Raw genomic sequence first — 14,609 nt, 5'->3', positions numbered from 1 at the left:
ACTCCCGTCCGCATCCTCCAGACAGAAACCCGACCTGGCGTTCACCAGATACCCGTTCACCGCATCCACCGACCACTGCTGCTCCTTCGAACCGTCGCAGTAGTCCAGGACGACGCGGGTGCCGTTGCCGGTCCCGCTGTTCTCGGTGGTCATGCACTTGCCCTGGTTCCACAGGGACTTGTCCGCGCCCAGGGCCCACTGCTGGGAGGCGGTGTCGTCGCAGGAACGCAGGACGACCTGCACTCCGGCGGCGGGTCCCGCGGCCAGGCCGACGCACTTGGAGCCGAGGCCGGTGATGTGGCCGATGGGGCCGTCCGGCTGGGGGGCCGGGGTGTGGGCGGTCCCGCCGATGGTCATGGCGAAGACGTGGCCCTGGGGTGCCCCGGCGTTCGGGTCGCCCGACGTGGGCAGGATGACGGCCTGGACCGTCTTGCCCGGTGCCAGGGGCACGGTGGTGGCGAAGAGGCTGACCTTCTGGTCGTGCCTGCCGTCGCTGCCGTTGATGTAGGGGAAGCCGCTGAGCAGGTCGCTGCCCTGGGCGACGTTGGTGCCGTCCCACCAGTCGGAGAAGCTGAGACCGTACTGCTGCGTGGTGCCGTCGGTGTAGACGATGGTGCCGACGCCCTGGAGCGGACCGCTGGTGCCGCTGCCGACGAAGCCGAGTTCGCTGCCCGTGCCGGACAGGGCGACCGCCTGGCCCCGGGTGTCGATGGCGTCGGGGCTGCCCGCCGGGACGTCCGGCCACTGGTAGGTCAGTCCGTCATGGGTGAAGGACGTGCCGGGCGCGAGGCCCTCGGCGGCCAGGGCCTGGGCGGAGAAGCTGAAGCCGCCGCCGTCGTACTTGCCCGGTCCCGGATCGCCGTCGTCGGTGACACCGACGTTGGTGTAGGCGGCCTTCTGGTTCGGGAAGGGCACGCGCAGGGTGGCGTCGGCCGTGTAGGTGCCGGTGGTGTGGGTGGCGGTCGCGGTCAGCGGGACGTTGCCCGGTGCGGCGCCCGAAGGGGCGGTGACGCGCCAGGTCGTCGTCACGGTGGTGCCGGCGGCGACGCTGGTGAAGGTGGCCGGTGTGGCCGCCTGCACGGTCCAGCCGGAGGGGGCCGGCAGGGTCACGGTGACGCCGGTGAGCGCGGAGCCGGTGCCGTTGGTCAGGGTGGTGGTCGCCGTCGTCGTCTGGCCGGGCTGGGTCAGCGCGGCCGTCTTGAGGGCGAGGGCGTCCTTGACCACGATCACCGTGGAGCCGGTGACGCCGCCCACGGTGGCACTGACGGTGGCGACGCCGTCGGAGGCGGCGGTGAGCAGCCCCGAGGAGCTGACCGTGGCCACGGTGGGGTCGCTGCTGGAGTACTGGACGGCCGTCTTGGACAGGTCCGTGAAGGACTGGTCGTTGTTGACCGCCTCGACGATGTGGTCGGCGGTGATCGAGGTGTCCCGCTGTTCCCTGGCGGGGTCGGTGTCGTCCTTGATCCAGGGGTTCTTGCCGGTCAGGTCGAGGGTGTCGCCCGCGTGGAAGACGACCTGGCCGGGCTGGACGGTGACGGTGCGCACCTTCGGGGTGAGGGTGCCGGTGATGTTCACCGTGGCGGTGCTCTGCACGGTCGCGGAGTCGGAGGCGACGCGCAGCGCCCAGGCGCCGGGGTACACGGTCTGCCGGGAGGTCGCGGGGTTCCAGACGCTGAGGTCGGACGCGGCGACCGGCAGGGTGACGTGGGTCTTCTCGCCCGGGGCGAGGACTCCGGTGTTCTTGAAGCCGACGAGCCGCTGCCTGGGCATCGTCACCCCGGGGACGGTGAAGGAGTTGGCGGCGTAGAGCTGCGCGACCGTGGCTCCGGGGGTGTCGCCCGTGTTGGTGACGTCGAAGGAGACGTTCACCGTGCCGTCGGCGGTGACGGAGGACTTGTCCACCTGCGCGGCCGAGTAGGCGAAGCCGGTGTAGCTGAGCCCGTAGCCGAAGGGGTAGGTGGGGGTGCCGGTGAAGTACTGGTAGGTCTGGCCCTTGCCGTCGCTCTGGGCCGGGGTGAGACCGTAGTCGTTCTTCCCGGCGAGCTGGGAGTCGTCCTTGTACCAGGTGAACGTCAGGTGCCCCTGCGGGTTCTGCTTGCCGAAGAGGACGTCGGCGAGCGCGGTGCCCTGGCTCTGGCCGTTGTAGCTGCTGAAGAGGATGGCGGCGGCCTTGGACTGGCGGGCGGCGATGTCCACCGCGCCGACGGCCTGGAGGTCCAGGACGGTGTTCGGGTTGCCGAGGGCGGCGACCTGGTCGATCAGGGCGTTCTGGTTGCCGGGCAGGGCGAGGCTCGTGCGGTCCTTGCCCTCGGAGGCGGTGTCCTGGTCGGTGCCGGCCACGACGACGACCAGGTCGGCGGCCTTGACGGCGGCCTGGGTGGCGGTGCTGAGCGTCACCGGGCCGGTGCCGGTGGTGCTGCTGCCGGCCGCGTCGTAGAGGACGGACGCGGCGGGGTTGGCGGCCTTCAGTGCGTCGGTGATGCCCTGCCGCATCGAGATCTGCTGGTCGGGGGCGTTGCCGTAGCTGCCGAGGCTCACCGTGTCGGCGAGCTTGCCGAGGACGACCACCTTGTTCACGGCGGCGGCCTTCAGGGGCAGCAGCGGGCGGCCGGTCGCCGCGAGGGTGCTGTTCTTGAGCAGCACCATGGAGGCGTCGGCGGCCTTGGCGGCCAGCGCCTTGTGACCGGCGCTCTGGATGACGGACTTGTCGATGGAGGTGTACGGCACGCTGCCCGGCGGGTCGAACTCGCCGGTCCGCATCCGCACGGTGAACACCTTCACCAGCGCGGTGTCGATGACGCCCTCGGAGAGCAGGCCGGCCCGGACGGCCTCCATGACGTTGGCGGTGGTCATCTCCTCGCCGCTGCAGTTGAGGTCGTTGCCCGACCGCAGGGCCATGGCCTGGCCGCCCGCGGGGGCCCGGACCTCGTCGCCCGTCTTCCCGTCGATCCACAGCGGGTTGCCGCGGGAGCCGTTGGTGGTGAAGGGCGCGGGCGCCCAGTCGTGGCCCTCGTCGGGCAGCTTGTAGGTGGTGCCGACACCGCCGCAGTCGGAGGTGGTGAGGCCGCCGAACCCGTAGGTTCGCTGGGCGAGTTCGTTGTTGGTGTACGTGTCGGCGACCGCGGGGGTGCCGTTGATCGCGTTGTAGGAGGTCATCAGTCCGGCGACGTGCGCCTCGCCGATCAGGCTCGCGAACTGCTTGGTGTAGTAGTCCCGCAGTTGCGTGTCATCGACGTCGGAGCTGATGCCGGTGCGGCCGTCCTCGACGTTGTTGAGCGCGTAGTGCTTGGCGGTGGCGGCGGCCTTCAGGTAGCCGTTGAGGGAGGTGCCGTCGCTCTTCTGGCCCTGGAAGCCGTCGACGAACTGGCCGCCCAGCTTGGCCTGGAGGTAGGGGTCCTCGCCGTACGACTCGTCGTGCCGGCCCCACAGCGGGTCGCGGTCGTTGTTGACGGTCGGCGCGAAGTAGGTGAGGGAGCCGTAGTTGTCCGCCGAGGAACCGAGGTTGTTCTGGCCGGTGCCGAACAGCGACTTGTCCAGGAAGCCGCGTGCCTCGTCGGAGATGGCGGAGCCCTCCTGGTACTGGAGTTCCGGGTCCCAGGCCATGGAGGTGGCGAGGCTGGTGGGGAAACCGGTGGCCTTGATCGGCCAGGAGCCGCCGGTACCGGCGTTCTTGCCGTTGCCGAGGGCCTGGATGCCGTGCAGGGCCTCGTTCCAGTAGGTGTACCCCTGGACGCCGAGGCTCGGGATGGCGGGCGCGTCGTTGGTGATGAGCTGGCGGATCTTCTGGTCCAGCGTCATCCGGGAGACGAGGTCGGCCGCCCGTTCCTGGAAGGAGCGGCTGGTGTCCTTGTAGAGGGGGGTGGACCGGGCGGCGCCGTCGGTGACGGTCGCCCGGGTGAGGGGAGCCGCCGTGGCGCAGGGCGCCGCCAGGGCGAGGGCGACGACGGCCGAGGCGAGTGCCCCGGTGCGTCTGCCGCGGCGTCTTGGGTGGCGTCTTGGACGTTGCATGTGTCTCTCTCCGGATGTGCGGTGACCGATCGGCCACCGTGCACCCTGTCACATGTGATCCACTTGAGGAGCACGTTTCCGAGTCACATGTCGACAAGGTTTCGACTACGGACACGTGTGGGCCGGAAAGCCCTGACCGGATGAACCTCGCGGGGCCGGGCTCCGTTGTGACGTGCTGCCCTGACGAGGACGCGCCGTGCCGCAGGGAACCGTGTGCCGGCGCACGCCCGCGGGCCGGTGTCGCCGCGCATGGCGGGACCGGCGGCCCGGGGAGGTCCGGACGCGCGGCATGATGGGACGGCCCGTACCCGCGCCGGGGTGCGGACCGCACCTACGTCCGGATGGAAGAACATGCCTGTTGCACCGGTCGGCGGGGGCGCCGAGGCCCCCGTCACCCTCCTGCTCGTCGAGGACGACGAGGTGATCCGCCGGTCCGTCGCCCTCGCCCTGGAGCGCTACGGCTACCGGGTGGCCCCGGCCGCGGACGGCCTGAGCGGACTGGAGCTGTTCCGCGAGGGCGGCCACGACCTGCTCCTGCTGGACGTGATGCTGCCGGGCCTGGACGGGATCGGGCTGTGCCGCCGGGTCCGGGAGACCAGTACGGCGCCGATCCTGATGATGTCCGCGCGCGGTGACGCGCTGGACGTCGTCTCCGGTCTGGAGGCGGGCGCCGACGACTACGTCGTCAAGCCCGTGGACACCTCCGTGCTGGTGGCGCGGATCCGGTCGCTGCTGCGGCGCGCGGCGTTCACGTCGGTGGGCGCGGCCGCCGACGGCTCGCCGGCCGCCGCCCCCGCGGCGGCCACTCCCGCGGACGGCACCCGGCTGGTCTTCGGTGACCTGACCCTCGACACCGCCGGCCTCGACGTCTTCCGGGCCGGGGAGCCGGTCGCTCTGGCCCCCACCGAGCTGCGGCTGCTGCTGGAGTTCGCCGCCAGCCCGGGAGTGGTCCTCGACCGGCAGACGCTGCTGCGCAACGTGTGGGACTACGGCTGGGACGGGGACACCCGGGTCGTCGACCTGTGCGTGCAGCGGCTGCGCAAGAAGATCGGCGCCGAACGGATCGAGACGGTCCGCGGGTTCGGCTACAAGCTGCGGCGGAGCTGACGTGGACGGTGTACGCGCGCTGCTGAACTGGCGTTCGCTGCGCTGGCGGATCGCCCTGCTGGTGGCGGTGGCCTGCTGCGCCGTCGCCCTGACCATCGGGGTCCTGGTGCACGGCAGCACCCGTGACCGGTCGCTGCACGAGGGCTCGGTCAAGGCGCAGAACGCGCTGTCCCTCGCCCTGGAGCACTACGAACGCGACGGTGTCCCGGGCGACGGGGACGTGCTGGGCGCCGACGCCCTGCCCGGCGAACTGCTGCGGCGGCTGCGCGACGGGCAGCCGCACGAGCCGGTGGCCACCTGGTACGACCCCGACCCGGTCAGGCCCAGGATGTGGGCGGTGCGGGAGTACCGGGGACAGCCCTACGCGGTGAACGTCGACATGACCCTCGACCTGCTCTCCCGCAACGCGCTGGACCGGCACATGTGGAAGTACTCGCTGCTCGCGCTGGCCGTGGTCGTCCCGCTGTCGGCGCTCGCCGCCGAGCTGCCGCACCGCAGGCTGCGGCGGGTGGCGCGGACGGCGCGCCGGATCTCGGCCGGTGACCTGGAGGCGCGCACCGCCGAGGGGGGCGGCGGGCGCGGACGCGGTGACGAGATCACCGAGATCTCCGCCACCGTGGACGCGATGGCGGACAGCCTGCGTGACCGGCTGCGGACCGAACAGCGCTTCACCGCCGACGTCGCCCATGAGCTGCGTACGCCCCTGATGGGCCTGGTCACCGCGAGCGGGCTGCTGCCCGAGGGGGAGGCGGCCGAGCTGGTCAGGGACCGGGTGGGGGTGCTGCGGACGCTGGTCGAGGAGTTGCTGGAGATCTCCCGGCTCGACGCGGGGGCCGAGCGGGCCGAGCTGCGGCCGGTGCCGCTGGCCGAGGTGGTGGCGGACTCGCTGGCCCGGACGGGCCTCACGGCGCGGTTCACGGCGAGCGAGGTGGCACCGGTGGAGACGGATCCGCGGCGCCTGGACCGGATCGTGGCCAACCTGGTCGTCAACGCGCACCGGCACGGCCGGGCGCCCGTCGAGGTCGGGGTCGCGGGGACCACGGTGACGGTCCGCGACCACGGGGACGGATTCCCCGCGGAACTGCTGGCGCACGGGCCGCAGCGGTTCCGCACGGGGGCCGCCGAACGCGGCCGGGGGCACGGGCTCGGGCTGACCATCGCGCTGGGGCAGGCGCAGGTCATCGGGGCGTCACTGGACTTCGCCGACGCTCCCGGGGGCGGAGCCGTGGCCACGCTGCGGCTGCCCGCCGCCCCCGCCTGACCCGTCGCACGCACTCGGCCCGCCGTTCTGCGTGACCCGCCGTCCTCCCGGTGACCCGCCGCCCTCCGTGACTCGCCGAGGGAGGGGTGCGGGCGGGCGCTGATACACAGCGGATACAGGGGCGAGCGCCGGCGGACACACGGCGTCGCCCTGCTGGAGAACCCCGCCCCGCAAGGTGGCTGACGTGCGTGAACGTCACGCACTGCCCCTTGGAGGTGCGTTCCCATGTGCCCGGTCCCCCCTCCCGGCGAGCCCGATGTGCGCCCGGCCGCGACCCTCGCTTCCGCCGGGCCGGGGCTGCCGTCCCGGCCGCGGCGTCTGTCACGAGGACGCCTCGGCGCGGCCTGCGCGGCGGGATGCACGGCCCTGGCCGCCCTGGTCGTGCTCGCTGTCGTCAACCGTGGGAGCGATGGCATCCAGGACACCGCTGCGGCCGGACCGGCCCCGGTGCAGCCGTCGCTGCCGTGGCCCGCCGAGGGGCAGACGAGTGTGTCCGTCGAGGGGTTCGGCCCCCGGGGCGACCTCGGCTCGCGGGGCGGGCACAGAGCCGTACCGCTCGCCAGTGTCACCAAGGTGATGACCGCCTACGTCGTGCTCCGCGACCATCCGCTCGACGAGCACGGAACCGGCCCGGACATCACGGTCGACCAGCAGGCCGCCGACGAGTCGGTGTCCGGCACCGAGTCGACCGCGCGGGTCGACTCGGGGCGGCGGCTGAGCGAACGCAAGCTGCTGGAGCTGATGCTGATCCCCTCCGGCAACAACGTCGCCCGGCTGCTGGCCCGCTGGGACGCCGGGTCCGAGGAGGCGTTCGTCGCGAAGATGAACCGGGCCGCCCGGGAGCTGGGCATGCGGAACACGGCGTACGTCGACGCCAGTGGCATCGGACCGGCCACCACCAGTACGTCCGCGGACCAGCTGAAGCTGGCCCGGCAGGTCATGAAGGACCCGGCGTTCCGGTCCGTCGTCGCCATGCCGTCCACGACCGTGCCCGGGATCCCCGGGGAGATCCGGAACACCAACACCCTGCTCGGCGAGAACGGCGTGATCGGCCTGAAGACGGGCTCCAGCACCCCGGCGGGCGGCAACCTGATGTGGGCGGCGAGGGCGACCGACCGGGACGGACACGAACGGCTGGTGCTGGGCGTGGTCCTGCACCAGCGGGCCGGCTCCAGCCCGCAGCAAGGCCTGGAGGCCGCCGTGGAGACGAGCCGTTCGCTGGTCGAGGGCGTACGCGCATGGGTGTCGGCCAACGCGCCGGGAAAGCGGTGAGAGGCGCCATGACGGTCCCGGTGAGCGCGTCACGGACGCCATGCGGACCGGACACCACGGACGCTTCCGGTGCCCCGGAGGACCCGGGCGGGCCGCACCCCCCGGGTTCCGCGGAGGTCTCCCGCAGATGGCGGCGGGGCCGGATCGCCTCCGCCGCCGCCCTGCCGGCCGTCCTGCTGATGGCGGGCCACGGCCTCGTGCCGAACCGGCCCGGACACCTCGGCAGCCTCGTCGAGAGTTTCCTGCCCTGGACCGCGCTCGTCGTGCCGGTGCTGTTGCTGTGCGCGCTGCTGCGCCGGTCGGCGACCGCGGTGGTGGCCGCCGCGGTGGCCGCCGCCGTGTGGTGCTCGCTGTTCGGCGGGTGTCTGGTCGACAGGCGGGCCGGCGGCGGCGACCTGACCGTCGTGACGCACAACGTCGACGAGCACAACCCGGATCCGGCGGGCACCGCCCGGGCCCTGGCCGCCTCGGGCGCCGACGTGGTGGCGCTGGAGGAACTGGGTGACGCGACGGAGACGTACCGCAAGGTCCTGGCGGCCCGCTACCGGTACGCGGTGGTGCGCGGCACGGTCGGCCTGTGGAGCCGGTATCCGGTGGACGACGGCGGACCGGTCGACATCGCGCCGTGGCCGCGCGCGCTGCGGGCCACCGTGCGCACCCCGAAGGGGCCGGTCGCCGTGTTCGTGGCCCATCTGCTGTCGGTGCGCCTCACCCCGGCCTCGGGTTTCGGTGCCGGTGCCCGCAACGCGTCGGCGCTGCGGCTGGCCGGTGCCCTGCGCGCCGAACCGCTGCCACGTGTCGTCGTGGTGGGCGACTTCAACGGCACCACCGACGACCGGGCGCTGACGTCCGTCACCTCCGGGCTGCGTTCCGCGCAGGCCGAGGCGGGCGCCGGGTTCGGCTTCAGCTGGCCGGCCGCGTTCCCGGTGGCCCGCATCGACCAGATCCTGGTCCGCGGCGTCGGTCCCCGGTCCGCCTGGTCGCTGCCGGCCACCGGCAGCGACCACCTGCCGGTGGCGGCGTCACTGCGGCTGTGACGCCATCCCCTCCAGCGCGGCCTCGATCTGCCGCAGGGTGGTCTTGTAGGCGGTGCGCCGGGCCAGGCGCCGCAGCTCCTCGCCGGCGTCCGGTCCGGCGAGGCGGGCGAGCGCGTACACGGCGCCGCCTGCCACCTTCGGGTTGCACGGGCCGTGGTGGGGCACCACGCGCAGCGCGGTGTCGACCAGGGCCCCCAGCGCGGCGGCCGTCTCCTCGCAGGGTTCGGTGCGGGCGAGCAGCCAGGTGATGCCGCGCAGGGCGTTGGCGTTGTACGGGTCGAACAGCTCGTTGACCGGGGCCTCATGGAAGTCCTGGCGGAGGGTCAGGGTGCGCGGCCGGCCGGCCAGGGCCAGCCAGGACAGGGCGCGGGCCCGGAACGCCTCGGGGCCGGCCTCGTCGAGGAGTGCGCCGCCCTTGCGCTCCCATGCCGCGCTGGGCTTGGCCGTCCTGGCCGTGGCCGCGTGGGCGAGCAGGTCCCGCCAGACCGGGCGGAGCGCCAGGACGTCGGCCATCGCCGCCTCGGCCCACTGCTCGCCGACGTCGAGCACGGGCTCGGTCATCCGGGCGGCCAGTTCCTGGAGCCCGGAATACCTGTCCTCCGCCCCGCGCCGGAAGGCGGCGACGACGGCGGGCGGCAGCGGGCGGCCCGCGTCGAGTTCGGCCTCGGCGAAGCTCACGCTCTCGCCGAGCGGCCGCCAGCGGTCCCCGGTGCCGGCGAGCGCCTCGCGCCGTTCGGCGGCCAGCGTCTCGCCGGGCAGGTCGCGGGAGAGGACGAGGGAGAGGTACAGCAGCGCGTGCCGCAGTCCTCGGTCCGCCGGTCCGAGCCGGGCGGGTATGGCCGCCACCAGTGGTTCCCGCACCGCGGCGGGCTGGCCGGCGAGCTGCTCGACGACCTCGCCCCAGACCATGCCGAGGAAGCCCCGGCTGGCCTCGCAGGCGGCCACGGCCACGTCGAGCACGGCCTGCGGGTCCCCGGCCGCCAGGGCCAGGTCGACGCGCTCGCAGTACCTCAGTCCGCTCATGTTTCTCCATCCATGTGTCACATGTGTGTATGGCCGGCTCAGAGCTGCGAACACGATGGGAGTCCGAGCGTGCGTGCCGGACACCGCGAGCCGGGCGCCCGTTGTGTTCGCAGCTCCTCAGGGCATGCCGCACCGACCATACAGACGACGTGTGACACAGCGGATGTGTGTCAGCCCCGGTAGGTCTCGAGGAGCCGCAGCCACACCTCGCTGATCGTGGGGAACGGCGGGACCGCGTGCCACAGCCGGTCGACGGTGACCTCGCTGGTGATGGCGACCGTGGCGGAGTGCAGGAGTTCGCCGACGCCCGGGCCGGCGAAGGTGGCGCCGACGACGGTACGGCGCTCGGGGTCGACGAGGACGCGGGCCCTGCCGCGGTAGTCCGGGCGGTGCTGCACGGCACCGGCGAGCAGGCCTATGTCGTAGTCGACGACGTCGACACGGCGGCCGGTGCGTTCGGCCTCCTCGGTGGTCAGGCCCACGGCGGCGATCTCCGGCTCGGTGAACACCACCTGCGGTACGGCTTCCAGGTCGGCGGTGGCGGTGTGGCGGCCCCATCGCGCGGTGTCGAGGGGTTCGCCCTGCGCCCGCGCCGCGATGACGGCCCCGGCGATCCGGGCCTGGTACTTGCCCTGGTGGGTGAGCAGGGCGCGGCGGTTGACGTCGCCCACGGCGTAGAGCCAGTCACCGGGGACGCCGGTGGCGGTGAACGAGTCGTCGGTGGTGATCCACCCGCCGGGGGCCAGGCCGACCGTGTCCAGGCCGATGTCCTCGGTGCGCGGTGCGCGGCCGGTGGCGAGCAGCAGTTCGTCGGCGACGAGCCGGCTGCCGTCGGAGAGGGTGAGGTGCACCTCGCCGTCCGGGCCGCCCTCGCGGGTCGCGGTCGTGACGGTGGTGTTCAGGCGCAGCTCGGCGCCCGCCTCGCGCAGGCTCCCGGCGACCAGCTCGCCGGCGAAGGGTTCCATGCGGGTCAGCAGACCCGCCTCGCGCGCGATCAGGGTGACCTGGGAGCCGAGGGCCTGGTAGGCGGTGGCCATCTCGACGGCGACGACGCCCGCGCCGACGATGGCCAGCCGGTCCGGGACGCGCGGGGAACTGGTGGCCTCGCGGCTGCTCCAGGGGCGCAGCGTGTCCAGGTCGGGCAGCGGCGGGAAGGCGGCGCGGGTGCCGGTGCAGACGGCCACCGCGTGCACGGCGCGCAGGTGCAGCACCTCCCCGTCGGGGGTGTGCACGCTCACCTGCCGGGGCCCGTCCAGCCGGCCGTGGCCGCGGACCAGCTCGATGCCGGCGCCCTTGAGCCAGTCGACCTGGCCCTCGTCGTTCCAGTCGGCGGACATGCGGTCGCGGTGCGCGAGGACGGCCGCGGTGTCCAACGGGCCCGCGACGGCCGGGTTCAGACCCGGGACCTTCGCCGCGTCGGCGCGCAGCAGGGCGGGGCGCAGCAGGGCCTTGCTGGGTTCGCAGGCCCAGTACGAGCACTCGCCGCCGACGAGTTCGCTCTCCACGATGACCGTGCTCAGGCCTGCGGCGGTGGTGCGGTCGGCGACGTTCTCGCCGACCGGTCCCGCGCCGATCACGACGACGTCGTAGGTACGGGTGTTCTCGGTCGTCACTGGTTCTCCGGTGGTGTGTTGCCGGGTGTGCGGGGCGGCGGGACCGCGCGGCGAGGGCGGGCCCTTGGGTGGGACGGCCCGAGGGGGCGGCCAGGGAGGCGGGCCGCCCCCTCGGGGGCCGGGTGGCGGGGTCAGCGGCCGGGGGCGCGCTCGGTGACCTCCTGGAGGAACCACTGGTTGCCGTCCGGGTCCTCGAACGAGGCGAACGACCCGTAGCTGGCCCGCTCGGGGTGCAGTCCGGGCACGCGGTCGGCGTCGCCGGGGTGGTGGAAGATGCCGGTGACGTCCTGGAACGGCTCGCTGACCTCGACGCCGCGTCCCGCCAGCTCCTTGCGGGCCGCCTCGATGTCGGTGACGACGAGGTGCAGACCGTGCAGGGTGCCCGGCTGCGCCTGGGTGAGGCCGTCACCGAAGATGACCGAGCAGCCGGAGCCCGGCGGGGTGACCTGGACGACCCGGTAGCCGTCCTGGATGGGGAAGTCCGCATCGAGCCGGAAGCCCATCCGCTCCGTGTAGAACTGCTTGGCGCGGTCGACGTCCGACACGGGCAGGACGACGACTTCCAGCTTCATGTCCATGGTGTTGTTCTCTCTTCGTCGAGTTGCTTGAGGCATGTGTTTGCTTGAGACAGGTGATCGCTCGGTCCGGCCGGCCGGCCGCGGCTGGCCGCGGGCCGGGTGCCGGGTGCCGGGTGGCTCGTCAGCGGGTGGTGGCGCGGGCCGCCTTCTCGATCACGCCCGCGACGAGGTGCGGGTGGGAGACCGCGACGGAGTGGGAGGCGGCGACGGTGGTGGTGTGGGCGTGGGCGCGCTCGGCCATGAACCGCTGGGCGGCGGCCGGGATGTTGAGGTCCTGGGTGGTGATGATGTCCCAGCTGGGGATGGTCTTCCAGGCGGCGGTGGTGGCCTTCTCCTCCAGGGCGGCCTGCGCGATGGGCCGCTGGGTGGCGGCGGCGAGGGCGGCCTGGTTGCGGGGGACGTCGGCCGCGAACTGGTGGCGGAACTTGTCCTGCTGGATGTAGAGGTCGGTGCCGGTGGTGCCGTCGGCGTTCTTGAACGGGACCGGGTCGAGGGCGTCGGGGAGGGTCGAGCCGGGGTACTTGTTGGTGAGTTCCAGAGCGGTCTCGCCGGGGGCGGGCAGGAAGGCGGCGACGTAGACGAGGGCCTTGACGTCGCGGTCGCCCGTGGCGGCCTGGCTGATGACGGAGCCGCCGTAGGAGTGGCCGACGAGGATCTTGGGGCCCTTGATGTGGTCGAGGAGGCTGCGCAGGGAGGCGGCGTCGGTGCTGGGGCTGCGCAGCGGGTTGGCGGCGGCGACGACGGGATAGCCGTCGGCGCGGAGTTTTTCGATCACGCCGTTCCAGCTGGAGGCGTCGGCGAAGGCGCCGTGTTCCAGGACGACGGTCGGCTTGGGCTGCCGGCCGGCCTCGGTCCGCTCGGGCGCGCTGTTGGCGGTGACCGCGAACGTACCGACCGCGACACCTGCCGTGACCATGGCCGCGACACCCGTCACGAACCGCCGACCGCGCAGACCCTTGATGCTGATCACGAGTGATCACCTTTCAGATGAATGTCGAACTGTGCTGACTGTGCTGACTGTGCTGTTGGAAAACGCTTCTCGTGGTCGCCACCGGGGCGAACCCTCCGGCCGGAGACCCGCACGAGAGGCTCGGTGTTCCCTCACTGTGGGCCACGTCCGGGACTCCCGCATCCGTCACATGACGGTCGGACACGGGTACGTACACCCGCCCGTCCACCCGGGCGGCGGCCGCACACCTAAGCCATTCGACTCTCAGGTGCGCACACGTCGGTCCGTCCCGCCCGCGGCACGGCGACCGATTCGTTACCTGCGCCACCGGCACTTTCCGGGGCTCCGCTCCGTGTGAAGTAGTGATCGTCGATCACGAAAGGACAGATCTTGAGGAGACTCCTTACCGCTTCCGCCACGCGGCGCTCCCTGACGGCGGGTGCCGCCCTGCTCGCCGCCGTCTCGGCCCTGGCGTCGGCCGGCACCGCGTCGGCCAGTGCCTCCGACGGCGCCCGGCACGAGGCCCGGCACCGCGTCGACTACGTGGCCCTCGGCGACTCGTACGCCTCCGCGCCGCTCGTGCCGACCCAGGTCGACAGCACGTGTCTGCGCTCCGACCAGAACTACGCCTCTCTGGTGGCGCGTTCCTCGCGGGCGGTGCTGACGGACGTCACGTGCTCGGGTGCGACCACCGCGGACATGGCCGCCCCGCAGGGTTCGGTGCCCCCGCAGTTCGACGCGCTCGACCGGGGGACCGACCTGGTCACCCTCACCGTCGGCGGCAACGACATCGGCTTCTCGACCGTGCTGGGCACGTGCGCGAAGCTGTCGGCCTCCGACCCCGCGGGCGCCCCGTGCCGGTCGTACCTCACCGGCCAGGGCACCGACCAGGTCTCGGACGCCGTCGCCCGGACCGCGCCGAAGATCGCGGACGTGCTGCGCGGCATCCACCGCCGGGCCCCGCACGCCCGGGTCGTGGTCGTCGGTTACCCCGACCTCTTCCCGGACGACGGTGCCGGCTGCACCAGCGCCACGGTGCCGCTCGCCGCCGGTGACTTCTCCTATCTCCGGGACAAGGAGAAGGAACTGAACGGCATGCTGGCCCGGCAGGCGCGGCGCGGCGGCGCGGAGTACGTGAACACGTACGCCCCGACCGTCGGCCATGATCTGTGCCGGCCCACCGGTGAGCGCTGGATCGAGACGTTCGCACCGGAGACGCCGGCCGCTCCGGTGCACCCGAACGCGGCGGGCGAGCGTGCGATGGCGGGTGCCGTCGGACGGGTGCTGGCCCGCCACTGGTGGCACAGGTGACGGTCGCGCCGCGCAGCGGTGCGCTCGCCGTACCGTCGTGAGGGGCAGGGGGCCCGGCACAGCGCCGGGCCCCCGTCCCGTCTGCCCGCCCCCACGGCTCAGAGCAGACGGGAGCCGTGCGGGTGGTCTCGCCGGTCGGGGGAACCGTGGAGACCTCCCGCGCCCTGCCTCCCCGAACCGGAGGGGCAGGAGCCTTCATCTGGTAAACGCACCGTGGTGGGTCGCGGGTTCACGCCAGCGCCTCGGTTTTTCCGGGACGCGTCAGGCGGCGGTGGCGGTGATGGTGACGGGGATGTTGCCGCGGGTGGCCTTGGAGTAGGGGCAGATCTGGTGGGCGGCGTCGGCGAGTTCCTGTGCGGTGTGCTGGTCGACGCCGCCGAGGACGGGGCTGAGGACGGCGGAGAGGGTGAACTCGCCGTCGTCGCCGTGGGTGAGGGTGACCTCGGCGGT

At 73.0% G+C, this 14,609-nt stretch carries 10 protein-coding genes and 1 pseudogene; 5 read left to right on the top strand and 6 right to left on the bottom strand.

The genetic code is table 11. The features are described 5' to 3' along the window. Positions 1 to 4,008: glycoside hydrolase family 3 C-terminal domain-containing protein (locus IG64_RS36710; protein WP_063758872.1), on the bottom strand; the 4,008-nt coding region annotated here is incomplete at its 3' end. Positions 4,009 to 4,359: 351 nt separating this feature from the next. Here IG64_RS36710 and cseB point away from each other — a divergent pair. The 4 genes from cseB to IG64_RS36690 all read left to right on the top strand — a co-directional run bounded on the left by cseB (position 4,360) and on the right by IG64_RS36690 (position 8,685). Then, positions 4,360 to 5,115, top strand: coding sequence for a two-component system response regulator CseB (gene cseB, locus IG64_RS36705; protein ID WP_037864735.1), 756 nt, complete (start codon positions 4,360 to 4,362; stop codon positions 5,113 to 5,115). A 1-nt stretch (position 5,116) separates the two neighbouring features. Next, a complete protein-coding gene (locus tag IG64_RS36700; RefSeq protein WP_037864732.1) occupies positions 5,117 to 6,376 on the top strand; it encodes a sensor histidine kinase in 1,260 nt (419 codons plus the stop codon). A 225-nt stretch (positions 6,377 to 6,601) separates the two neighbouring features. After that, a complete protein-coding gene (locus IG64_RS36695; RefSeq protein WP_037864729.1) occupies positions 6,602 to 7,648 on the top strand; it encodes a D-alanyl-D-alanine carboxypeptidase family protein in 1,047 nt (348 codons plus the stop codon). An 8-nt stretch (positions 7,649 to 7,656) separates the two neighbouring features. After that, positions 7,657 to 8,685, top strand: coding sequence for an endonuclease/exonuclease/phosphatase family protein (locus tag IG64_RS36690; protein WP_199811735.1), 1,029 nt, complete (start codon positions 7,657 to 7,659; stop codon positions 8,683 to 8,685). On the opposite strand, the gene IG64_RS36685 is transcribed toward IG64_RS36690, so the two are convergent. The 4 genes from IG64_RS36685 to IG64_RS36670 form a co-directional block, all read right to left on the bottom strand. Then, the gene (locus IG64_RS36685) at positions 8,671 to 9,708 is read right to left on the bottom strand and encodes a hypothetical protein (RefSeq protein ID WP_051813806.1); all 1,038 of its coding nucleotides are present in this window, start codon (positions 9,706 to 9,708) and stop codon (positions 8,671 to 8,673) included. The two genes, IG64_RS36690 and IG64_RS36685, sit on opposite strands and share 15 nt — an antisense overlap. Before the next feature lie 170 nt (positions 9,709 to 9,878). Beyond that, positions 9,879 to 11,321 carry a dihydrolipoyl dehydrogenase family protein gene (locus IG64_RS36680; protein ID WP_037864727.1) on the bottom strand — a complete coding sequence of 481 codons (1,443 nt, stop codon included), beginning with the start codon at positions 11,319 to 11,321 and terminating at the stop codon, positions 9,879 to 9,881. A gap of 131 nt (positions 11,322 to 11,452) precedes the next feature. Continuing rightward, positions 11,453 to 11,899 carry a VOC family protein gene (locus IG64_RS36675; RefSeq protein WP_037864725.1) on the bottom strand — a complete coding sequence of 149 codons (447 nt, stop codon included), beginning with the start codon at positions 11,897 to 11,899 and terminating at the stop codon, positions 11,453 to 11,455. A 121-nt stretch (positions 11,900 to 12,020) separates the two neighbouring features. Further along, entirely contained in the window at positions 12,021 to 12,869 is an 849-nt protein-coding gene (locus IG64_RS36670; RefSeq protein WP_234438743.1) for an alpha/beta fold hydrolase, read from the bottom strand. Between the two features lie 369 nt (positions 12,870 to 13,238). On the opposite strand from IG64_RS36670, the gene IG64_RS36665 reads away from it, so the two are divergent. After that, complete coding sequence (locus tag IG64_RS36665; RefSeq protein ID WP_078884432.1) at positions 13,239 to 14,159, top strand: SGNH/GDSL hydrolase family protein; 921 nt, start codon at positions 13,239 to 13,241, stop codon at positions 14,157 to 14,159. A 261-nt stretch (positions 14,160 to 14,420) separates the two neighbouring features. On the opposite strand, the pseudogene IG64_RS36660 reads toward IG64_RS36665, so the two are convergent. Beyond that, positions 14,421 to 14,609: pseudogene (locus IG64_RS36660) on the bottom strand (osmotically inducible protein OsmC); the annotation flags it as partial.

Source organism: Streptomyces sp. NRRL S-340, assembly GCF_000720185.1.
Classification (GTDB): Bacteria; Actinomycetota; Actinomycetes; order Streptomycetales; family Streptomycetaceae; genus Streptomyces.
This window is presented reverse-complemented; position numbering and strand designations above follow the sequence as displayed.

Coding starts and splice junctions, on each gene's coding strand:
- cseB (WP_037864735.1), top strand. CDS start 4,360: ATGCCTGTTGCACCGGTCGGCGGGGGCGCCGAGGCCCCCGTCACCCTC.
- IG64_RS36685 (WP_051813806.1), bottom strand. CDS start 9,708: ATGAGCGGACTGAGGTACTGCGAGCGCGTCGACCTGGCCCTGGCGGCC.
- IG64_RS36695 (WP_037864729.1), top strand. CDS start 6,602: ATGTGCCCGGTCCCCCCTCCCGGCGAGCCCGATGTGCGCCCGGCCGCG.
- IG64_RS36675 (WP_037864725.1), bottom strand. CDS start 11,899: ATGGACATGAAGCTGGAAGTCGTCGTCCTGCCCGTGTCGGACGTCGAC.
- IG64_RS36690 (WP_199811735.1), top strand. CDS start 7,657: ATGACGGTCCCGGTGAGCGCGTCACGGACGCCATGCGGACCGGACACC.